Annotated in this window: 26 protein-coding genes and 1 tRNA gene; 4 read left to right on the plus strand and 23 right to left on the minus strand. The window is 63.7% G+C overall.

Going from position 1 to position 19,642, the window contains the following annotated elements; genetic code table 11:
* Nucleotides 1-44: 44 nt before the first annotated feature.
* Nucleotides 45-362: a hypothetical protein gene (locus F9Z44_RS16680; protein WP_159607843.1), complete on the plus strand. Its 318-nt coding sequence runs from the start codon at nucleotides 45-47 to the stop codon at nucleotides 360-362.
* A 39-nt stretch (nucleotides 363-401) separates the two neighbouring features.
* Here F9Z44_RS16680 and F9Z44_RS16685 read toward each other — a convergent pair.
* The 6 genes from F9Z44_RS16685 to petA form a co-directional block, all read right to left on the minus strand.
* Nucleotides 402-477 (minus strand) — tRNA-Thr (locus F9Z44_RS16685).
* 18 nt (nucleotides 478-495) lie between these two features.
* On the minus strand, nucleotides 496-1,017 hold the full coding sequence (locus F9Z44_RS16690; RefSeq protein WP_159607844.1) for a ClpXP protease specificity-enhancing factor: 522 nt from the start codon (nucleotides 1,015-1,017) through the stop codon (nucleotides 496-498).
* A 52-nt stretch (nucleotides 1,018-1,069) separates the two neighbouring features.
* Nucleotides 1,070-1,681: a glutathione S-transferase N-terminal domain-containing protein gene (locus F9Z44_RS16695; RefSeq protein WP_159607845.1), complete on the minus strand. Its 612-nt coding sequence runs from the start codon at nucleotides 1,679-1,681 to the stop codon at nucleotides 1,070-1,072.
* Between the two features lie 116 nt (nucleotides 1,682-1,797).
* The gene (locus tag F9Z44_RS16700; RefSeq protein WP_159607846.1) at nucleotides 1,798-2,553 is read right to left on the minus strand and encodes a cytochrome c1; all 756 of its coding nucleotides are present in this window, start codon (nucleotides 2,551-2,553) and stop codon (nucleotides 1,798-1,800) included.
* A 32-nt stretch (nucleotides 2,554-2,585) separates the two neighbouring features.
* Complete coding sequence (locus tag F9Z44_RS16705; protein ID WP_159607847.1) at nucleotides 2,586-3,986, minus strand: cytochrome b; 1,401 nt, start codon at nucleotides 3,984-3,986, stop codon at nucleotides 2,586-2,588.
* 37 nt (nucleotides 3,987-4,023) lie between these two features.
* A complete protein-coding gene (gene petA, locus F9Z44_RS16710; protein WP_159607848.1) occupies nucleotides 4,024-4,632 on the minus strand; it encodes a ubiquinol-cytochrome c reductase iron-sulfur subunit in 609 nt (202 codons plus the stop codon).
* Nucleotides 4,633-4,880: 248 nt separating this feature from the next.
* Between petA and mscL the strand changes: the two genes are divergently transcribed.
* Entirely contained in the window at nucleotides 4,881-5,309 is a 429-nt protein-coding gene (gene mscL, locus F9Z44_RS16715) for a large conductance mechanosensitive channel protein MscL (RefSeq protein ID WP_159607849.1), read from the plus strand.
* Here mscL and pdxA read toward each other — a convergent pair.
* Together pdxA and F9Z44_RS16725 are read right to left on the minus strand one after the other, a co-directional pair.
* Nucleotides 5,299-6,348 (minus strand): 4-hydroxythreonine-4-phosphate dehydrogenase PdxA, encoded by a 1,050-nt coding sequence (pdxA, locus tag F9Z44_RS16720; RefSeq protein ID WP_159607850.1) that lies wholly within the window; start codon nucleotides 6,346-6,348, stop codon nucleotides 5,299-5,301. The two genes, mscL and pdxA, sit on opposite strands and share 11 nt — an antisense overlap.
* Nucleotides 6,349-6,354: 6 nt before the next feature.
* Nucleotides 6,355-7,140, minus strand: a complete 786-nt coding sequence (locus F9Z44_RS16725) for a Nif3-like dinuclear metal center hexameric protein (RefSeq protein ID WP_159607851.1) — start codon at nucleotides 7,138-7,140, stop codon at nucleotides 6,355-6,357.
* A gap of 175 nt (nucleotides 7,141-7,315) precedes the next feature.
* Here F9Z44_RS16725 and F9Z44_RS16730 point away from each other — a divergent pair, with 175 nt between their 5' ends.
* Nucleotides 7,316-8,473: a S1C family serine protease gene (locus F9Z44_RS16730; protein ID WP_159607852.1), complete on the plus strand. Its 1,158-nt coding sequence runs from the start codon at nucleotides 7,316-7,318 to the stop codon at nucleotides 8,471-8,473.
* Between the two features lie 7 nt (nucleotides 8,474-8,480).
* Here the strand turns inward: F9Z44_RS16730 and tatC are convergent, their stop codons facing one another.
* From tatC to hisI, 7 genes are all read right to left on the minus strand, one after another.
* Nucleotides 8,481-9,281, minus strand: a complete 801-nt coding sequence (tatC, locus tag F9Z44_RS16735; protein WP_159607853.1) for a twin-arginine translocase subunit TatC — start codon at nucleotides 9,279-9,281, stop codon at nucleotides 8,481-8,483.
* A complete protein-coding gene (locus tag F9Z44_RS16740; RefSeq protein WP_159607854.1) occupies nucleotides 9,281-9,772 on the minus strand; it encodes a Sec-independent protein translocase subunit TatA/TatB in 492 nt (163 codons plus the stop codon). Before F9Z44_RS16740 ends, tatC begins: the two co-directional genes overlap by 1 nt.
* 94 nt (nucleotides 9,773-9,866) lie before the next feature.
* Nucleotides 9,867-10,109, minus strand: a complete 243-nt coding sequence (gene tatA, locus F9Z44_RS16745; RefSeq protein WP_159607855.1) for a Sec-independent protein translocase subunit TatA — start codon at nucleotides 10,107-10,109, stop codon at nucleotides 9,867-9,869.
* A 131-nt stretch (nucleotides 10,110-10,240) separates the two neighbouring features.
* Nucleotides 10,241-10,603: a histidine triad nucleotide-binding protein gene (locus F9Z44_RS16750; protein ID WP_159607856.1), complete on the minus strand. Its 363-nt coding sequence runs from the start codon at nucleotides 10,601-10,603 to the stop codon at nucleotides 10,241-10,243.
* Between the two features lie 22 nt (nucleotides 10,604-10,625).
* Entirely contained in the window at nucleotides 10,626-11,015 is a 390-nt protein-coding gene (locus F9Z44_RS16755) for a DUF4870 family protein (protein WP_201449980.1), read from the minus strand.
* Nucleotides 11,016-11,027: 12 nt separating this feature from the next.
* Nucleotides 11,028-11,408, minus strand: a complete 381-nt coding sequence (locus F9Z44_RS16760; RefSeq protein ID WP_159607858.1) for a phosphoribosyl-ATP diphosphatase — start codon at nucleotides 11,406-11,408, stop codon at nucleotides 11,028-11,030.
* Nucleotides 11,409-11,415: 7 nt separating this feature from the next.
* Complete coding sequence (hisI, locus tag F9Z44_RS16765; protein WP_201450084.1) at nucleotides 11,416-11,814, minus strand: phosphoribosyl-AMP cyclohydrolase; 399 nt, start codon at nucleotides 11,812-11,814, stop codon at nucleotides 11,416-11,418.
* 127 nt (nucleotides 11,815-11,941) lie between these two features.
* On the opposite strand from hisI, the gene F9Z44_RS16770 reads away from it, so the two are divergent.
* Nucleotides 11,942-12,436 (plus strand): LapA family protein, encoded by a 495-nt coding sequence (locus tag F9Z44_RS16770; protein ID WP_159607860.1) that lies wholly within the window; start codon nucleotides 11,942-11,944, stop codon nucleotides 12,434-12,436.
* 7 nt (nucleotides 12,437-12,443) lie between these two features.
* Here F9Z44_RS16770 and hisF read toward each other — a convergent pair whose 3' ends face one another.
* Genes hisF through murA form a run of 8 tightly spaced genes read right to left on the minus strand, consistent with a single transcriptional unit; the run spans nucleotide 12,444 to nucleotide 19,642 of the window.
* Entirely contained in the window at nucleotides 12,444-13,223 is a 780-nt protein-coding gene (gene hisF / locus F9Z44_RS16775; RefSeq protein WP_159607861.1) for an imidazole glycerol phosphate synthase subunit HisF, read from the minus strand.
* Nucleotides 13,224-13,231: 8 nt separating this feature from the next.
* On the minus strand, nucleotides 13,232-13,972 hold the full coding sequence (gene hisA / locus F9Z44_RS16780; protein ID WP_159607862.1) for a 1-(5-phosphoribosyl)-5-[(5-phosphoribosylamino)methylideneamino]imidazole-4-carboxamide isomerase: 741 nt from the start codon (nucleotides 13,970-13,972) through the stop codon (nucleotides 13,232-13,234).
* 18 nt (nucleotides 13,973-13,990) lie between these two features.
* The gene (gene hisH, locus F9Z44_RS16785; protein WP_159607863.1) at nucleotides 13,991-14,650 is read right to left on the minus strand and encodes an imidazole glycerol phosphate synthase subunit HisH; all 660 of its coding nucleotides are present in this window, start codon (nucleotides 14,648-14,650) and stop codon (nucleotides 13,991-13,993) included.
* Between the two features lie 13 nt (nucleotides 14,651-14,663).
* Nucleotides 14,664-15,293, minus strand: a complete 630-nt coding sequence (gene hisB, locus F9Z44_RS16790; protein ID WP_159607864.1) for an imidazoleglycerol-phosphate dehydratase HisB — start codon at nucleotides 15,291-15,293, stop codon at nucleotides 14,664-14,666.
* Nucleotides 15,290-16,378, minus strand: coding sequence for a histidinol-phosphate transaminase (gene hisC, locus F9Z44_RS16795; protein WP_159607865.1), 1,089 nt, complete (start codon nucleotides 16,376-16,378; stop codon nucleotides 15,290-15,292). Before hisC ends, hisB begins: the two co-directional genes overlap by 4 nt.
* Nucleotides 16,375-17,718 carry a histidinol dehydrogenase gene (hisD, locus tag F9Z44_RS16800; RefSeq protein WP_159607866.1) on the minus strand — a complete coding sequence of 448 codons (1,344 nt, stop codon included), beginning with the start codon at nucleotides 17,716-17,718 and terminating at the stop codon, nucleotides 16,375-16,377. Before hisD ends, hisC begins: the two co-directional genes overlap by 4 nt.
* The gene (gene hisG / locus F9Z44_RS16805; protein ID WP_159607867.1) at nucleotides 17,715-18,365 is read right to left on the minus strand and encodes an ATP phosphoribosyltransferase; all 651 of its coding nucleotides are present in this window, start codon (nucleotides 18,363-18,365) and stop codon (nucleotides 17,715-17,717) included. The genes hisD and hisG overlap by 4 nt, the downstream gene beginning before the upstream one ends.
* Entirely contained in the window at nucleotides 18,362-19,642 is a 1,281-nt protein-coding gene (gene murA, locus F9Z44_RS16810; protein WP_159607868.1) for a UDP-N-acetylglucosamine 1-carboxyvinyltransferase, read from the minus strand. Before murA ends, hisG begins: the two co-directional genes overlap by 4 nt.

Genomic DNA, 19,642 nt, shown 5'->3' on the forward strand with positions numbered 1-19,642 from the left:
CCTTTCCTTGCGGTGAGCAGCGAGAGCCCACCCGTCCAATTCACATGGCCACCGACCAACGACCCCGCACGCTCTACAGCCTGGATCAGGCTGTGGGTGCCGCGCCTTCGCTGGCCTTGCTGAGGGAACGCATTCGCGAGTCCCAAGGATGCATGGATCAGATACGCCATCTGATACCGGCTGCCATGCGTCAGCAGGTGGTGGCTGGCCCCTTGCAGGACCAGGAGTGGTGTTTGCTGGTGGGCAGCGCGGCTGCATCCACCAAGCTGAGACAACTGTTGCCGGCCATTCAGCAGGCATTGACCCAAAGCGGTGCGCAGGTTAACGCAATCCGGATCAAAGTCCAAATGCCCGGGCGATGAACGCACGGTGTGCGCAAGCCGGTGGCAAATACAGAGGGATGGTGCCGCTTGTCTGACTCGAACAGACGACCTATCGCTTACAAGGCGATTGCTCTACCAACTGAGCTAAAGCGGCCCTGAAAAGGTTGCGAGTTTACTTGACCCGTTTGAGTTGGGGTCGGCCGGCCGTGCGTCCCGGACCATCGCTGGGCGGCTCCGGCGGCTCGTCGCCTTCGTCCGCCACATCCTCGTTGGTCACTGAGCGGAGCGGGCTGCGCGACACTGTGTCTGATGCAGGCTCCGTGGCATCGGACACAGCGTCCGACTTGACGGTGGACAGCGTTGCGGCCGCTGGCGCGGGGAAAGCCATGCCCTGACCGTTCTCGCGCGCATAGATCGCAATCACGTGGCTGATGGGCACCACGATTTCGCGCGCCACGCCGCCGAAGCGTGCCTTGAACTCGATGAAGTCATTGCCCAGGCGCAAGGCGCTGGTGGCATCCACACCCACATTGAGCACGATCTCGCCGTTCTTCACGAACTCCATCGGCACCTGCACGGAGGCATCCACCTGCACGGCAATGTAGGGGGAAAACCCATTGTCCGAACACCATTCGTGCAGGGCACGGATCAGGTAGGGCCGAGTGGATGGGATATCGGTGTCGACAGGACTCATGAATGGTCGCTGGGGCTGTAGGCAACCCGGTCGCGCACGACCGGGTACGTCATCACTTGCGCATCACTTTCTCGGACGGCGTCAGCGCTTCGATATAGGCCGGACGCGAGAAGATGCGCTCGGCGTACTTGAGCAGAGGCGCCGCATTCTTGCTGAGTTCGATACCGTAGAAGTCCAGACGCCACAACAACGGGGCGATGGCTACATCCAGCATGGAGAAGTTGTCGCCCAGCATGAACTTGTTCTTCAGGAACACCGGGGCCAACTGAGTGAGCCGATCGCGGATGTGAGCCCGCGCCTTCTCCAGCGCCTTTTCGTTGCCCTTGGTGCTGCGCGATTCGAGCATGGAGACATGCGTGAACAGCTCTTTTTCGAAGTTCAGCAAAAACAGACGCACACGAGCGCGATCGACCGGGTCGCCGGGCATCAACTGTGGATGCGGGAAACGCTCATCGATGTACTCGTTGATGATGTTCGACTCGTACAGGATGAGGTCGCGCTCGACCAGGATGGGCACCTGACCGTACGGGTTCATCACGCTGATGTCTTCGGGCTTGTTGTAGAGGTCGACATCCCGGATCTCGAAGTCCATGCCCTTTTCGAACAACACGAAGCGGCAGCGGTGGGAATACGGGCAAGTGGTACCCGAGTACAAGACCATCATGAGGGAGTCTCCTTAAAGCAAAAAACAGTGGTTTGCTCTCGTGTCATACGGACACTGCAAACCACTGCGAAACAGACAGGCTGGTGGTTCGCACCACCAGCCCTGCCGGGTGGGAATTATTTGATGTCTTTCCAGAACGAGGCATTCAGGCGCCAAGCCACCACGGTGAAGGCGGCTAGGAACAACATCACCCACACGCCAACGCGAACCCGGCTGTTCTGGGCTGGCTCAGCCATCCACTGCAGATAGGCGACCAGATCACCCACGTTGTCGTCGTACTTGGCAGCACTGAGCGTACCGGCCTTGACCGTTTCCCAGCCCTTGACGCGATCCACCTCGTGGCCGTGGCTCATGACCTTTTCGTGCACCGGGCGTTGCTCGCCCTGGAGTTCCCACAAGGGGTTGGGCATGCCGATGTTGGGAAACGCCAGGTTGTTCCAGCCCGTGGGCTTGGTGTCGTCGCGGTAGTAGGTCCGCAGCAGGGTGTAGACGTAATCTGCTCCCGTGCCCGCATGGCTGGAGCGCGATCGGGCGATCAAGGTCAGATCGGGCGGATTCACACCGAACCACTGCTTGGCCTGCTTCGGATCGATGGACGCCTTCATCGTGTCACCGATCTTGTCGGTGGTAAAGGTCAGGTTCTCCGCGATCTGCTTGTCGTTCAGCCCGATGTCACGCAAGCGGTTGTAGCGCATGAAGGCGGCCGAGTGGCAGCTCAGGCAGTAGTTCACGAACAGCTTGGCACCGTTTTGCAGGGCAGCCATGTCGTTGGTGCGCTGGGGCGCTTTGTCCAGCGGAATGCTGCCGCCAGCAGCCAACGCCACACCTGACAGCCCCAATGCCATCACGAAACCCAAGAGGATTTTTTTCATTTGCTTGACTCTCTGAATTGGCTCTTCGGATTTCAGTGGGGCTGGAAGGTAACGCGGTCGGGCACGGGCTTGAACTCACCCAGACGGCTCCACCAAGGCATCAGCAGGAAGAAGCCGAAGTAGAACAAGGTGCCGACCTGAGATACGCGCTCGCCAATGGGTGACGGTGGCAACACGCCGAGGTAACCCAGGATCAGGAAGTTGATGACGAACACGCCATACAAGTACTTGTTCCAGGTCGGACGATAGCGAATCGACTTGACCGGGCTGTGGTCCAACCAGGGGAGGAAGAACAGGATGATCACTGCGCCGCCCATGGCGACCACACCCCAGAACTTGGCATCGATGGCCAGCATCAGCGCCACCAGCACCACAGCGCCACCCAGAATCCCCGCTTTAAAGATGGATGCCAGCTTGGTCTTGATGACACCCAGGACAGCGCCCAGCAGCACGCAGGCAATCAGCGCGTACATCATTTCGCTGGTGATGGCACGCAGCATGGAATAGAAGGGCGTGAAGTACCAGACCGGCGCAATGTGCAGCGGCGTGACCAGCGGATCGGCCGGAATGAAGTTGTTGAACTCCAGGAAGTAGCCCCCGAACTCGGGCGCAAAGAAAACAATCGCCGAAAAGATCATGAGGAACACGGACACACCCAGCACGTCGTGCACGGTGTAGTACGGGTGGAACGGAATGCCATCGAGGGGAATGCCCTTGGCGTCTTTCTTGGCCTTGATCTCCACGCCGTCGGGGTTGTTGGAACCCACTTCATGCAAGGCAATGATGTGCGCAACCACCAGGCCCAGGAGGACCAGCGGCACGGCAATCACGTGGAAGCTGAAGAAGCGATTCAAGGTGGCGTCTCCCACCACAAAGTCACCACGGATCAACAACGCCAGATCGGGGCCCACGAAGGGGATGGCGGCAAACAGGTTCACGATCACCTGAGCGCCCCAGTACGACATTTGACCCCAGGGCAGCAAGTAGCCCATGAAGGCTTCGGCCATCAGGCACAGGAAGATGGCGCAGCCGAACACCCACACCAACTCGCGCGGCTTGCGGTAGCTGCCGTAAATCAGACCGCGGAACATGTGCATGTAGACCACCACGAAGAACGCCGAGGCGCCGGTGGAATGCATGTAGCGGATCAACCAGCCCCAAGGCACATCTCGCATGATGTATTCGACCGAGGCAAAGGCCAACGCGGCGTCGGGCTTGTAGTGCATCACCAGGAAAATGCCGGTGACGATCTGGATCACGAGCACGAGCAGTGCCAGCGAGCCAAAGAAATACCAGAAGTTGAAGTTCTTGGGTGCGTAGTACTCGGCCAAGTGCTCGTTGTAGAGCTTGGACAGCGGGAACCGGTTATCAACCCAGTTCAGCGCCTTCTGACCGATCGGTGCGTCGGGGGAAATGTCTTTGAATTCAGCCATGGGGGTGCCTCTGTGATCCGTTGTCTGTCAGCGCCGCTCAGGCCTGCTTGTCTTCGCCGACCAGCAGTTTCGTGTCGGAGATGTAGTAATGCGGCGGCACTTCCAGGTTGTCGGGCGCGGGCTTGTTCTTGAACACACGACCGGCCAGGTCGAAGGTGGAGCCATGGCAAGCGCAGAGGAAGCCGCCCTGCCAATCGTCAGGCAACGAAGGCTGAGGGCCGGGCGTGAGCCTGTCACCGGGCGAGCAACCCAGGTGGGTACAGATACCCACGGCCACCAGGAACTCGGGCTTGATGGAGCGATGGTGATTTTTGGCGTATTCGGGCGTGGGCACGGCATTGCGCGCCGAATCGGGATCTGCCAGCTGGCCACCGATCTTTTCGAGTTCGGCCAATTGCTCGGGCGTGCGGCGCATGATCCACACCGGCTTGCCGCGCCACTCGACCACGATTTTTTCACCTGGGAGGATGCCCGAGACATCCACTTCGACCGCGGCGCCGGCGGCTTTGGCGCGCTCGGACGGCTGGAATGTGCTCACGAAGGGCACAGCGACAGCGGCTGCACCCACGCCACCCATGGCGCAGGAGGTGATCAGCCAGGTACGGCGGCTGCTGTTGGCAGGCGCGTGGACGGTTGCTTCACTCATGGAACTCTTTCAATGAGACTTCAGGTCAGGACATTCGGGACAACCCGGCATTGTACTGGAGCCCACAAGGCCCATTCAGGCTTGCCGGGGTACAGGACTGGGCTATTGCTGATGAAGAACACGGGCTGTCGGGCCCATTTGGATCGTGGTTGTCACTGTGCACCAGACCCTTGTGTGAGAATCAATTTCGGCCACTCGCTCAGCAGAACGATGGCTATCGCCAACAACCATCTACCGAGGGAAACACCATGAGCATGATGCAGGAATTCAAGGAGTTCGCCGTCAAGGGCAACGTCATCGATCTGGCGGTGGGCGTGATCATCGGAGGCGCATTCGGCAAGATCGTCACTTCGATGGTGGACGACATCATCATGCCCATCGTGGGATCGATCTTCGGCAACCTCGACTTCACCAATCTGTACGTGCCGCTGGGCAAGGTGCCCGAGGGCACTGCTTCCACGCTGGCGGCACTCAAGGCCGCTGGCGTGCCCACGCTGGCCTATGGCAACTTCATCACTGTGGCCATCAACTTCACCATCCTCGCCTTCATCATTTTCATGATGGTCAAGCAGGTCAACCGGCTCAAGCGCGAAGCCCCCGCCGCGCCGCCAGCACCGGCGGCCACGCCCGAAGACGTGGTGCTGTTGCGCGAGATCCGCGACAGCCTCAAGAAGTAACGGCCGCTCCCAGGGCAGCGTCGATCGCGGCCAGCAAGCTGCGGGCGCTGGCGCGACCTGTGCCGGCAATGTCAAAGGCTGTCCCATGGTCGGGGCTGGTACGCACGAAGGGCAAGCCCAGCGTGGTGTTCACACCATCGTCCAGGCCCAACAGCTTCACCGGAATCAACCCTTGGTCGTGGTACATCGCCACCACCACATCGAAGCTGCCCTGCCGTGCACGCATGAACACGGTGTCTGGTGCGTGAGGGCCGCTGACGTCCAGACCGTCTGCTCGCGCGCGCCCAACCGCTGGTGCGATGACGTCCCGGTCTTCCAGCCCGAACAGGCCGCCTTCTCCCGCGTGCGGATTCAGTCCCGCCACGGCGATGCGTGGCCGCGCCAGGCCGATGCGCTGAAAATGCGCATGGGTGATGCGGATCGTCTGCAGCACCTGCTCGGTGGTCACGGCATCCAGCGCCTGCCTGAGCGACACGTGGATGCTCACCAGCACCGTGCTCAGCCCCGGGCAACTCAGCATCATGCGCACAGGCAAGGCAGACACCGCCACGCCCAGGTGCGCCGCGCTCAATGCCTGCAGCAGCTCGGTGTGTCCGGGATGTTCGACGCCGGCCGCCGCCAAGGCCTCCTTGTGGATCGGCGCGGTCACCACGGCACGCGCCCTCCCCTCCAGCGCGGCGGCTGCCGCCCACTCGATGCAATCGGCCGCCGCGCGACCCGCGTGCGCGCTGATGTGCCCGAACGTCACTGGTCGCGCCAAGCGGCACGCCTGCACCACGGCCACGCAGCCCGGCGGCACAGCTGCCAGATCCGCAAGGTCAGCAATCTCGGCCACCATCAAAGGCGGCAACCCCGCTCCGACCAGTCGAGTCGCCCTGGAAAGCGTGAACACGTCGCCAGCCACCACGATCTGTCCAAGCAGTTCGGGCCGCTCGCGCAAAGCCTTGGCGATGATCTCCGGGCCAATGCCGGCCGGGTCTCCCATGGTCAGGACGATGGGCTTGATGGGGGCCGGCTGGCCAGGTAAAGGCGCGCTCATCGCCAATCAAGCCGGGTTGTCAATATCGATGAACACATGCGCCAACCCGAGCTGGGCCGCCACATGCGCACCCACCGCAGGCGCGCCATAGCGCTCGGACGCATGGTGACCACAAGCGATGTAGGCCACGCCGCACTCGCGCGCATAGTGCGCCTGCGGCTCGGAGATTTCACCGGTGATGAACGCGTCGGCCCCCGCGGCGATGGCGGCTTCGAAATAGCCTTGTGCACCACCCGTGCACAGCGCCACGTGCTGCACCGGCCGATCGGGTTCGGCCACCAGCGTCACGGCGCGGCCGAGTTTCGCAGCCACGTGGGTGGCCAGCTCGGCGGCCGATGCCGATGCCCTGTGCCCCATGAAACCCAGAGCTTGGTCGCCAAAGCGACCGCGTGCATCGCTGTAAAGAACGACCCCCAGCCGCTGAGCCAGTTGGGCGTTGTTGCCCAGCTCTGCGTGGGCGTCCAGCGGCAGGTGGTAGGCCAGCAGGTTGATGTCGTGCGCCAGCAGGCGCGAAAGCCGTTGCTTCATCCAGCCGGTCACTCGACCGTCCTGGCCACGCCAGAACAAGCCATGGTGCACCAGGATCGCGTCGGCCCCTTCGGCGATGGCTGCGTCGATCAAGGCGCGACTGGCCGTGACACCGCTGACCAGCTTGCGCACCTCGGCGCGACCCTCCACCTGCAGCCCGTTGGGGCCGTAATCCTTGAACATCTGAGGCTGCAGCAGTTGGTCCAGCGACTGGGTCAGCGCGGAACGGGAGACCGCAAGAGGCGGCGAGAGCTCGGTCGTCATGGGGTGATGCGGGATCCGGTGAGGTCAACAACAGCCGTCCATTTTGACACTGGGCGTGCACGGCGCCGAGTGCCTTGAACGCCGCGTGACAGCACCCATTTGCGGGACAATGGCGCTTTCGACCGACCGCTTTGTCCACGGATTCGCACCAGGTCCAACCCTCACTTCGTTCCCCATGAAACGTCTCTGGCTCCTGTTTGCCCAAACCGTCACCGTGTTGGTGGCCGCCCTGTTTGTGGTGGCCACCCTGCAGCCGCAGTGGCTCGGGCGCTCCGCTTCGGTGGCCTCGGTGGTGCCCGTGCTGGAGGCTGCGTCCATCGGCGCAACGCCCACGCCGGCGGAAGGCGCGGCCGGTTTCCGCAGCGCGGCGCGAGCCGCCTCCCCGGCGGTGGTGAGCATCAACACCAGCAAGGCCGCCGTCACCGCGCCACAGAGCGCAGATCCCTGGTTTCGATTTTTCTTCGGCGATCAAGGCCAGAGCCAGCCGCAGACCGGCCTGGGATCGGGCGTGATCGTGAGCCCGGCGGGCTACGTGTTGACCAACAACCACGTGATCGAGGAAGCCGACGAGATCGAGGTCATCCTCAACGACGGGCGCAAGAGCGCTGCGAAGGTCATCGGCACCGATCCGGAAACCGATCTCGCCATCCTGAAAATTGAACTCACTGATTTGCCCGTGATCACCTTGGGCAACTCCGATGCCCTGGAAATCGGTGACCAGGTGCTGGCCATCGGCAACCCGTTCGGTGTCGGGCAGACGGTCACGAGCGGTATCGTCAGCGCGCTGGGCCGCACGCAACTGGGCATCAACACCTTCGAGAACTTCATCCAGACCGACGCGGCCATCAATCCGGGCAATTCCGGTGGGGCACTGGTGGATGTGAACGGCCATTTGATGGGCATCAACACGGCCATCTATTCCCGCTCGGGCGGGTCCATGGGCATCGGCTTCGCCATTCCCACCTCCACCGCGCGCAGCGTGCTGGACGCCATCGTGCGCGACGGTCAGGTGACGCGCGGCTGGATCGGGGTAGAGCCGCAGGATCTCACGGCCGAACTGGCCGAGAGCTTTGGCTTGCAGCCGGGCACAGGTGTGGTCATCACGGGGGTGCTGCAGAACGGACCCGCCGCCCAGGCCGGGATTCGCCCGGGAGATGTGATCACCGCGGTGGGAGGCAAGGCCGTGACGAACGTGCCTCAGTTGCTGTCAGCGGTTGCCGCCCTGCAACCGGGCACCGCATCGCCGCTGGACGTGACGCGCCGGGATGGCAAGGTCCAGATTCAGGTCACCCCAGGCCGTCGCAACATTGCGCGCCAGCCCGCAGCGCGCTGACAGCCCGTCAAGAAGACGCCGATTCCTTTTCGGCGGCTTCAGCCTCAGTGGGCGCAGATGCCTTGATGAACCACTGTGCCCCCCAGATGCCGATCTCGTAAAGGATGCACATTGGCACGGCGAGAGCCAGCTGGGAGATCACGTCGGGCGGAGTGACCACGGCGGCAATGACAAATGCCACCACGATGAAGTAACCGCGGAACTCCTTGAGTTTCTGGACCGTAACCATGTTCATCTTGACGAGCAGCACCACCACAATGGGCACCTGGAACGCCAGGCCAAAGGCCAGGTAGAGCGACAGGATGGCCTCCACGTACGACGCGATGTCGGGCGTGGCCGCGACGCTGGCGGGCGTGAATTGCTGGATGAAGCCAAACATCTTGTCCAGCACGAAGAACTGCACGAAGGCTATGCCCACGTAGGCCAGCAGGCTGCCCAACACGATCAGCGGGACGGCAAAACGCTTCTCGTGGCTGTAGAGGCCAGGTGCCACGAAGGCCCACACCTGGTACATCCACCAAGGCAGCGACAGCAGCAGTGCTGCCATGGCCAGCACCTTGATGGGCACGAAGAACGGCGAGAACACGCCGACAGCGATCAGCTTGGCATCGGGCGGCATGTGCGCGCGGATCGGCACGGCTATCAGGTCTATCAAACCGCTGGGGCCGGGCCAAAACGCCAGCAAGGCCATGCAGATCGCAAGCCCGATCACCCCATAAAGCAGCCTGTCCCGCAGCTCCATGAGGTGCTGCACGAACGGTTGTTCTGAACCGGCGAGCTCGTCGGTGGTTTTATCGGTGTCGGACATCAGCGGGGGGCAGAAGAGGAGCGGGGCCGGAAACGGGCCACGCGGGCCGCACCGGACTGGGTGCGTGTTCGCACCCCGGTGCGGGCCTTGTACCACTGGGGCATGGCTTTCTGCTTGAGCCGCCAGTTCTTTTTGGGGTGTTTGTAAACCGGTGGCTCGAGCGACCCAAGGGTGCCGCTGGAGTCGTAAGAAGAGCCGCTGCCATCCAGCCCGGCCGTGGCGTCAGACCACGACTTTTCGAAATCGCTGGCGCCGCTCTGGACCGACTGCTCGACGTCGCGCGCAGCGCTGGTCACCGAGTCTTTCATTTTTTTGAGCTCTTCAAGCTCCATCGAGCGGCTCACTTCCGACTTCACGTCAGCCACATAGCGTTGCGCCTTGCCCAGCAAGGCACCGACCGTGCGCGCTACGCGCGGCAGCTTCTCAGGACCGATGACGATAAGTGCCACGGCCCCGATCAGGGCGAGTTTGGAAATGCCCAAATCAATCATGTGTCGGCCATCCTGCGGGCAAGTTCGAGCTCTGGAAGAGCCTGGAGGTGGGCGCTCGGGCGGCGAGTGGGGTCACCGCAGCGCTTGAGAGAGATCAGCTTTTTTGCTTGGCTTCGACGTCGATGGCGTTCTTGTCGGCACGGGTTTCCTGGGTGACCTGACCGGCCGACGCCGACGCGGTGTCTGCAGGGCTTTGGCCGCCCTCTTTGATGCCGTCCTTGAAACCCTTGACGGCACCACCCAGATCAGAGCCGATGTTCTTGAGCTTTTTGGTACCAAAAACCATCACCACGATGAGCAGCACGATGAGCCAGTGCCAGATAGAAAACGAACCCATGGTTTACTCCAGATATTGAGGTGTAGCGCAGTGCGCTGTGGGTGGGATTCTAAGCCCGCGCAGTAGTTCAAGCCTGGTGCGCGGCCAATTCCAGCTCGGCGCCATGCGGCGAGGCGCCAGAGGCAGAACGATCAACCGCGCAACCAGGGTCTGGGGCCGCCCATCACGTGAACATGCAGGTGGTGAACCTCCTGCCCGCCTTCGGCGCCGGTATTGCACAGGATGCGAAACCCCCCCTCGGGATACGGATTGCACCCCTGCTCCATGGCCAGCCTGGGCGCCAGCACCATCATCCGGCCCATGAGCCGCTCGTGCTCCGGCCCCAGCTGTGCCATCGACGCAATGTGCGCTTTGGGCACCAGCAGGAAGTGCACCGGTGCCCAGGGATGAATGTCGTGAAAAACGAAGAGGTCTTCGTCCTCGTACACCTTCTTCGATGGAATCTGGCCGGCAATGATCTTGCAGAAGATGCAGTTGGGGTCGTGTGCGGTCATGTCGGATGCGAATAGGACAGGTTCAGTCGGGCATGGGCTGACTGGCGTTCATGCGCACCATGCCCTTGACGATGCGATAAAGGAACCAGATGGAGATGAGCCCCCAGGCGATCCAGCCGGGAACGAAGAAAAGCAGCCACAGCGGCATGGTCACCAGGTAGAGCACGGCAGCCCAGATCACGGTGCGGATGCGCCAGGAAAAATGACTGGCTTGCCAGGTGCCCTCGGCATCGCTCTTTTTCACCAGATCGATGACCAGCGCCACGATCAGCAAGGCCACGCCGGGCTGGGTGCCGGGCAACACCGCGCCCACGGCCACGATGAGGTGCAGGATGTAGCTGACCCAACCCACCGTCTTGAGGGATTGAGCCCGTTCGTTGTCAACCGGTTCGACGTCGATGATGTCGCTCATGGTCATGTCCTTTCAGTGGGGGTCGGGCTCGGTGCCGGCTTCACGCGCCAGCACCTTGCGCATGGCCTTTTCCTCCAGACCGCTCAGACCCTCCCGGCGCACCAGCTCGGCCACCACATCGGCCGGACCCAGCTTGTAGTGAGCCAGCGCGATCATGCAGTGGAACCAGAGGTCTGCCGTTTCGTTCACCAGCCTCTGCGGGTCGCCGCCGTGGTCCAGGTCTTTGGCGGCCATAACGGCTTCGGTGGCTTCTTCGCCGATTTTCTTGAGGAAGCTGTCGGGGCCCTTGTGCAACAGGCGCGCGACGTAACTTTTTTCGGGGTCGCCGCCGTTGGCCGGCTTGCGGCTTTCGATCACGGCGGCCAGGCGCGCCAGGTCATCGGTGGGGTTCATCGTTGGCTCACTTGTAGATGGACTCGGGGTCTTTGAGCACGGGCTCGACCGCCTGCCACTGCCCGCCGTCCAGACGCTGAAAGAAGCAGCTGTGGCGGCCGGTGTGGCACGCGATGCCGGGCTCATGGCCGAGCTGGGTGACCTTGAGCAACACGACGTCGCTGTCGCAGTCGATGCGGATGTCGTGCACCGTCTGCACATGGCCCGACTCTTCTCCCTTGAACCAGAGCTTGTTGCGCGAGCGACTGAAGTACACCGCACGCCCAAGCTCGGCGGTCTTTTTCAGCGCCTCGCGGTTCATCCAGGCGAACATGAGCACATCGCCCGTGGCCGCCTCCTGCGCGATCACGGGCACAAGGCCCTGCGCGTCCCATTTCACTTCGTCCAACCAGTTCATCCAACGAATCTACCATGGGCATTTGCACGACTGCGCGGCGGTCCGGGCAAAGCCGCTAGGATGAAGGCGGTTCTGACAAGACCGATGCCCCCGCCCGATCACTTGCCACCGCGCAACAACGCGCACAGGACCCGCCATGAAAATCCGTACCCTGCTACTCATCCTGTTCATCCTGCTGGTTGCAGGTTTCGTGGCCCTCAACTTCGCCCAGATTCTGCAACCTACCGCGCTGAATTTCGGACTCACCGAAGTGCAGGCGCCGCTGGGCCTGGTGCTTCTGAGCATGCTCGTGCTGGTCTTGGTGGTGTTTCTTGCCGCGCTGGTCTACCAGCAGACCACGCACATGATGGAGGTGCGTCGCGTCACCCGCGAAGCCTCCGAGCAGCGCACCCTGGCTGACAAGGCGGAGGCGTCGCGCTTCACCGAGTTGCGCACTTTCCTGCAGGCCGAGATGCAGGCCACAGCGGCGCGTGAAATCGAACTGGCCGAAAAGCTGCACCAGAAGGTGGACCGTCTGCAGGTCGCCATGACCGAGGTGATCGAGCAGAACAGCAACGGCTTGAGTGCGAGCCTGGGCGAACTGGAAGACCGCCTGGAGCGACAGTTTCAGCCGCGCGAGGACCGCAGCTGAGGTCGGTTCAAAGCCGGACCGGGATCCCGCGTTCGGCCATGCGGGCTTTGGCCTGCGCCACGGTGAATTCACCGTAGTGAAAGATACTGGCGGCCAGCACCGCATCGGCACCGCCCTGCTGCACACCATCGGCCAGATGGTCGAGGGTGCCCACGCCACCCGAGGCGATCACCGGCACGTCCACCGCATCGGCCACGGCGCGCGTGAGTGCGAGGTCAAAGCCGGACTTGGTGCCGTCGCGGTCCATGCTGGTGAGCAGGATCTCGCCAGCGCCGTATTCGGCCATCTGCCGGGCCCAGGCCACGGCATCCAGGCCGGTGTTCTTGCGCCCGCCATGGCTGTACACGTCCCAGCCCTCGCCGCGCAGGGCCAGGTCTTCACCGTGGCGGCGCTTCGCGTCGATGGCCACCACGATGCACTGCGCGCCGTACTTGGCCGATGCATCGCGGATCACCTGTGGATTCGCAATGGCTGCGGAATTGAAACTGGTCTTGTCGGCCCCGGCGTTGAGCAGGCGGCGCACGTCTTCCACCGTGCGCACACCTCCGCCCACGGTGAGCGGAATGAAGACCTGCGAGGCCACGGCTTCGATGATGTGCAGGATCAGGTCGCGCCCGTCGGACGTGGCCGTGATGTCCAGGAAGGTCAGCTCGTCGGCGCCCTGTTCGTTGTACCGAGCCGCGATCTCCACCGGGTCGCCGGCGTCGCGCAACTCCACGAAGTTGACGCCCTTGACAACGCGGCCGCCTGTGACGTCCAGGCAGGGAATGATGCGCTTGGCGAGCATGGAATCGGTCAGCCGTTGAGGTCGTCAGCGAGTTGCTGCGCGGCCTCGAAGTCGAGGTCACCGCTGTAGATCGAGCGACCACAGATCACGCCTTCGACGCCTTCGTCTTCCACCGCGCACAGCGCGCGGATGTCTTCCAGGTTGGACAGGCCGCCCGAAGCGATGACGGGAATCGACAACGCCTGCGCCAACTTGACCGTGGCTTCGATGTTGATGCCCGAGAGCATGCCGTCGCGGCCGATGTCGGTGTAGATGATGCCTTCGACGCCGTAGTCCTCGAACTTCTTGCCCAGGTCGACCACCTCGTGGCCGGTGAGCTTGCTCCAGCCATCGGTGGCAACCTTGCCGTCCTTGGCATCGAGGCCCACGATGATATGGCCGCCGAACGCGGTGCAGGCGTCTTGCAGGAAGCCCGGGTTCTTGACCGCAGCAGTCCCGATGATCACGTAGCGCAGGCCGGCGTCGAGGTAGCGTTCGATGGTGTCGAGGTCACGGATGCCGCCACCGAGCTGCACATCCACCTCGGAGCCCACCTCTTTGAGGATGGCGCGAATGGCCTGCTCGTTTTTCGGCTTGCCGGCGAAGGCGCCATTGAGGTCCACCAGGTGCACGCGGCGCGCGCCCTTGTCGACCCAGCTGCGGGCAATGGCCGCCGGGTCTTCGCCGAACACGGTGGATTGGTCCATGTCGCCCTGTTTGAGGCGAACGCACTGGCCGTCTTTCAGATCAATGGCAGGAATCAGCAGCATGATGGTGTGGTGAAAGGCCTAGGGGTTCCAGGAGAGGAAGTTGCGGTAGAGCGCCAGCCCCTGGTCGGCGCTTTTTTCAGGGTGAAACTGGGTGGCGAAGATGTTGTCGCGGGCAATCGCGGCGGCGAAGCGGCCGCCATAGTCGGCCTCGCCAACGCAGTGCACAGCCTGGGCAGGGCGAGCATAGAAGCTGTGCACGAAATAGAAATAAGAGCCATCCCGGATGCCGGCCCACAGCGGGTGCACCGGACGACCGAGGTCGTGAAACACCGGATTCCAGCCCATCTGCGGCACCTTGAAACGACTGCCATCGGCCTGCAGACGACCTTCGAGCCGAAAACGCACGACCTCGCCTGGAATCAGGCCCAGTCCGTCAGTCGGGCCTTCTTCGCTGCGGTCCAGCAGCATCTGCATGCCCACGCACACACCGAACAGCGGCTTGTTGGCGGCGGCGTGCAGCACGGCGTCTTTCAAGCCGGAGGCGGCAAGCTCGTTCATGCAGTCGGCCATGTGGCCCTGACCGGGCAGCACCACGCGGTCGGCGTCCAGCACGTCTTGCGCGTTGGACGTGACCAGCACGTCCACGTCTTTGGCACGCGCAACGTGTTGCACGGCCTGCGACACGGAGCGCAGGTTGCCACTGCCGTAGTCCACCACGGCGACTGTCTTGCGTTTCATGGCCGGGAAGGGGTTACAGCGAACCTTTGGTCGAGGGAATCACGTCGCCCATGCGCGGGTCCCGCTCCAGCGCCATGCGCACGGCGCGGGCAAAGGCCTTGAACACGGTTTCGGCTTGGTGATGGGCGTTTTCGCCGTGCAGGTTGTCGATGTGCAGCGTGACACCCGCGTGGTTGACGAAGCCCTGGAAGAATTCGAAAGCGAGCTGGGTATCGAAGCCGCCGACCATGCCGCTCTTGAACGGCACGCGCATGTGCAAGCCGGGGCGGCCTGAAAAATCGATGACGACGCGCGACAACGCTTCGTCCAGGGGCACGTAGGCATGGCCGTAGCGGCGAATGCCCTTCTTGTCACCCACGGCCTGCGCAAAGGCCTGGCCGAGCGTGATCCCCACGTCTTCCACGGTGTGGTGACCATCGATGTGCAGGTCACCCTTGGCCTGGATGTCAAGGTCGATCAACCCGTGGCGGGCGATCTGGTCGAGCATGTGGTCGAAAAATCCGATGCCGGTGGACAGGCTGGCCGCGCCCGTGCCGTCGAGGTTGACGCGCACGCCGATCTGCGTCTCGGACGTGTTGCGCTGCACGAACGCCACGCGCTCAAAGGCGCCAGCGGGGGCGGATGCGGAAGGCGTGGAAGTCATAGAGGGGTTTGAAGGGCGCGGATCAGCAAGGCATTTTCCGACGGTGTACCCACCGTCAGCCGCAGACAGTGCGTCAGCAGTGAATGCATTTTAGAAACATTCTTCACCAGAATGCCCTGGGCCTTGAGGCTGTCAAAACAACGTTGCGCATCGGGCACACGCACCAGCACCATGTTGGCCTCGCTGGGGAACGGCTGGAAACCCGGTAGGCGGCGCAGCGCGTCGATCAACATGGCGCGCTGTTCGCAGATCTGAGCGGCCTGCTTCGCGAACACCTCGGCGTGTTCCAGCGCGAACAACGCGCATTCGGCGTTGAGCACGCTCACGTTGTAGGGCGGGCGCAGCTTTTCGATCTCTTGCACCAGCGCCTGGGGCCCCAGCATGTAGCCCAGGCGCACGCCGGCCAGGCCGAACTTGGAGAGCGTGCGCATGAGCAGCACGTTGGCATTGGCCGCCGGATGGGCGCGAATCTCGTCGAGCCAGCTGCGGCTGGAAAAAGGCTGGTAGGCCTCGTCCATCACCACCAGGCCACCGAAGCTGGCGGCTTCAGCGATCAGGCGGCGGATCGTGTCCGCACTCCACAGGTTGGCCGTGGGGTTGTTGGGGTAGGCGATGTAGGTGATGGCGGGCCTGTGCTCGCGCATCGCGCTCAGCATGGCGTCCCCGTCCAGCTCGAAATCGGCGGTGAGCGGCACGCCGACGAACTTCAGACCCTGCAGCTGCGCGCTCATGGCGTACATCACAAATCCGGGCAGCGGAGCCAGCACGGTGGCGCCCGGCAGGTCGCAGGCCAGGGTCAGCAGCGAGATGAGTTCGTCCGAACCGTTGCCCAGCATCAGGCTGCAACCGGCGGGCAGGTCTACGTAGCGGGCCAGAGCGGCCTTGAGGTCATCAACGCGCGGACCGGGGTAACGGTTCACGGCAACGGCACCCAGGCGCGCGCCGAGTGCGGCCTGCAAGTCGGGTGGCAGCGCATACGGGTTCTCCATCGCGTCGAGCTTGACCATGCCGGTGGCATCCTGCACGGCGTAGGCGTGCATGGTCTGCACGTCCTGGCGGATCATGTTCAGCGGATTGGCGCTCATGCGGCACCCCGCATGGGCGGTACCTCATCCAGCCGCAGTTCGGCCGCCCGGGCGTGCGCCTGGAGACCTTCGCCGTAGGCCAGCTCTGCAGCGATCAGGCCCAGGCTCTGTGCACCGGTCTGGCTCACCTCGATCAGGCTGCTGCGTTTCTGGAAGTCGTACACGCCCAGCGGTGAGGAAAAGCGCGCCGTGCCACTGGTGGGCAACACGTGGTTGGGACCAGCGCAGTAGTCGCCCAGGCTTTCGCTGGTGTAAGCGCCCAGGAAGATGGCGCCGGCGTGCTTGAGCAGCGGCTCCCAGCGGTGCGGCTCGCTGCTGGAGACCTCCAGGTGCTCGGGCGCAATGCGGTTGCTGATCGAACAGGCCTCTTCCATGCTGCGGGTGTGGATCAGCGCGCCCCGGTCGTTCAGGCTCTTGGCGATGATGGTCGCACGCGGCATGGTGGGCAAAAGGCGGTCAATAGCGGCCTGCACCTCGTCGATGTAGGCGCCGTCTGGGCACAGCAGGATGCTTTGCGCCAGTTCGTCGTGCTCGGCCTGGCTGAACAGGTCCATGGCCACCCACTCGGCGGGTGTGCTGCCATCCGCGAGTACCAGGATTTCGCTCGGGCCCGCGATCATGTCGATGCCCACGGTGCCGAACACGCGCTTCTTGGCGCTGGCCACATACGCGTTGCCCGGTCCGGTGATCTTGTCGACCTTGGGCACGGTGGCCGTCCCGAAGGCCAGCGCGGCCACGGCCTGCGCACCGCCGATGGTGAAGGCGCGCGAGACGCCCGCCACGTAGGCGGCGGCCAGCACCAACGGGTTCTTTTCGCCGCGCGGGGTGGGCACCACCATGATGATCTCGGCCACGCCAGCCACATGGGCAGGAATCGCATTCATCAACACGCTGGACGGGTAGGCCGCCTTGCCACCAGGCACATAGATGCCCACGCGGTCCAGCGGCGTGACCTTCTGGCCGAGCAGCGTGCCGTCTTCGTCGCGGTAACTCCAGCTCTCGCCGCCCGCTTTTTTCTGCGCCTCGTGGTAGCTGCGCACCCGGCGGGCCGCCGCCTGCAGGGCTGCTCGCTGCGCGTCGGGCAAGCCGTCGAACGCTGCCTTCAATTCGCTCTGGGTGAGTTCCAGGGCGCTCAGGCTGGACACATCCAGCCCGTCGAAGCGCGCTGTGTATTCCAGCACCGCCGTGTCGCCGCGCGACTTCACGTCTTCCAGGATGCTGGCCACGCGCTCCTCGATCGCGCCGTCGGTCTCGGCCGACCAATGCAGCCGGGCTGCGAACTGCGCCTCAAAGCCAGCGGCGGCGGTGGACAGGCGAGCGGGACAGGCGGTGAAGGTCATGCGGGCGTGCCTTGTTCGATGGCTTGCGCAAAGGCGTTGATGATGGGGCGGATGGCGGCTTGCTTGAGCTTGAGCGAGGCCTGGTTGACCACCAGGCGCGCGCTGATGTCCATGATGCGTTCGACCTCGACGAGGTGGTTGGCCTTGAGCGTGTTGCCGGTGGACACCAGGTCGACGATGGCGTCGGCCAGGCCGGTCAGCGGGGCGAGCTCCATGCTGCCGTAGAGCTTGATCAGGTCCACGTGCACGCCCTTGGTGGCGAAGAACTCGCGCGCGATGTGCGTGTACTTGGTGGCGACCTTCAGGCGCGAGCCTTGGCGCACCGCCGAGGCGTAGTCGAAGTCGGCGCGCACGGCCACGCTCACACGGCAACGGGAGATGTTCAGGTCCAGCGGCTGGTACAAGCCCTGGCCACCGTGCTCGATCAGTGTGTCCTTGCCGGTCACACCCAGATCGGCGCCACCGTGTTCGACGTAGGTCGGCACGTCGCTGGCGCGCACCAGCACCACACGCACCTGCGGATTGCTCGTTTCAAGAATCAGCTTGCGCGATTTTTCGGGATCTTCCAGCACCTCGATGCCAGCGGCCTTGAGCAGCGGCAGGGTCTCGTCGAAGATGCGGCCTTTGGAGAGGGCAAGAGTAATCATTTGATGCGTTCGATGTCGGCGCCGATGCCGCGCAATTTCTCTTCCATCTGGTCATAGCCCCGGTCCAGGTGGTAGATGCGGTCGACGATGGTTTCGCCCTCGGCCACCAGGCCGGCAATCACCAGACTGGCCGAGGCCCGCAGGTCGGTGGCCATGACGGCGGCGCCCGACAGCCGCGAGATGCCCTCGACCACCGCCACCTTGCCATCGGTCTGGATGCGCGCGCCCAGGCGCACCAGCTCGTTGACGTGCATGAAGCGGTTTTCAAAGATTGTTTCGGTGACCTTGCTCGTGCCTTCGGCAATGCAGTTGAGCACCATGAACTGGGCCTGCATGTCGGTGGGGAAGCCCGGGTACTCGGTGGTGCGGAAACTCTGGGCTTTCATGCGGCCCGAGGCGCGCACGCGGATGAAATCGCCACCGGCGTCCTTGCCCGCTTCGATCTTGGCGCCGGCCTCCAGCAACTTGTCGATCACGGCGTCGAGGTGGTCGGCGCGGCCGTGGCGCAGCACCACCTCCCCCCCGGTGGCGGCCACCGCACACAGGAAGGTGCCGGCCTCGATGCGGTCGGCCACCACCTGGTGGTTGCAGCCGTGCAGGCGCTCCACGCCCTGGATGTGGATGCGGCTGGTGCCGTGGCCTTCGATCTTCGCGCCCATGGCAATCAACATCTCCGCCAGGTCGCCGATCTCGGGCTCCTGCGCGGCGTTCTCCAGCAGGGTCTCGCCCTCGGCCAGCGCGGCGGCCATCAGGAAGTTCTCGGTGCCGGTGACGGTCACCATGTCGGTGGCAATGCGCGCGCCGCGCAGGCGCGTCTTGCCAGCCGGCAGCTTGGCGACCATGTAGCCGTGTTCGACCACGATCTCGGCGCCCATGGCCTGCATGCCCTTGATGTGCTGGTCCACCGGGCGCGAGCCGATGGCACAGCCACCGGGCAGGGACACGCGGGCATGGCCGAAACGCGCCAGCAGCGGCCCGAGCACCAGCACCGAGGCGCGCATGGTCTTGACGAGCTCATACGGCGCTTCGGCCTTGATGGGGTCGGCCGCCCGCAGCGTGATGCCACCGCGATCACCATGGGTCTGTGTCTGCACGCCCATGTTGTCGAGCAGCTGGCGCATGGTGGCCACGTCGCGCAGGCGCGGCACGTTGGTGAGCGTGACGGGGTCGGCAGTGAGCAGCGAGGCGCACAGCTCTGGCAGCGCGGCGTTCTTGGCGCCGGAGATGAGCACTTCGCCTTGCAGCGTGCGCCCACCCGTGATTCGGAGTTTGTCCAT

This window comes from Hydrogenophaga sp. PBL-H3 (assembly GCF_010104355.1).
Classification (GTDB): Bacteria; Pseudomonadota; Gammaproteobacteria; order Burkholderiales; family Burkholderiaceae_C; genus Hydrogenophaga.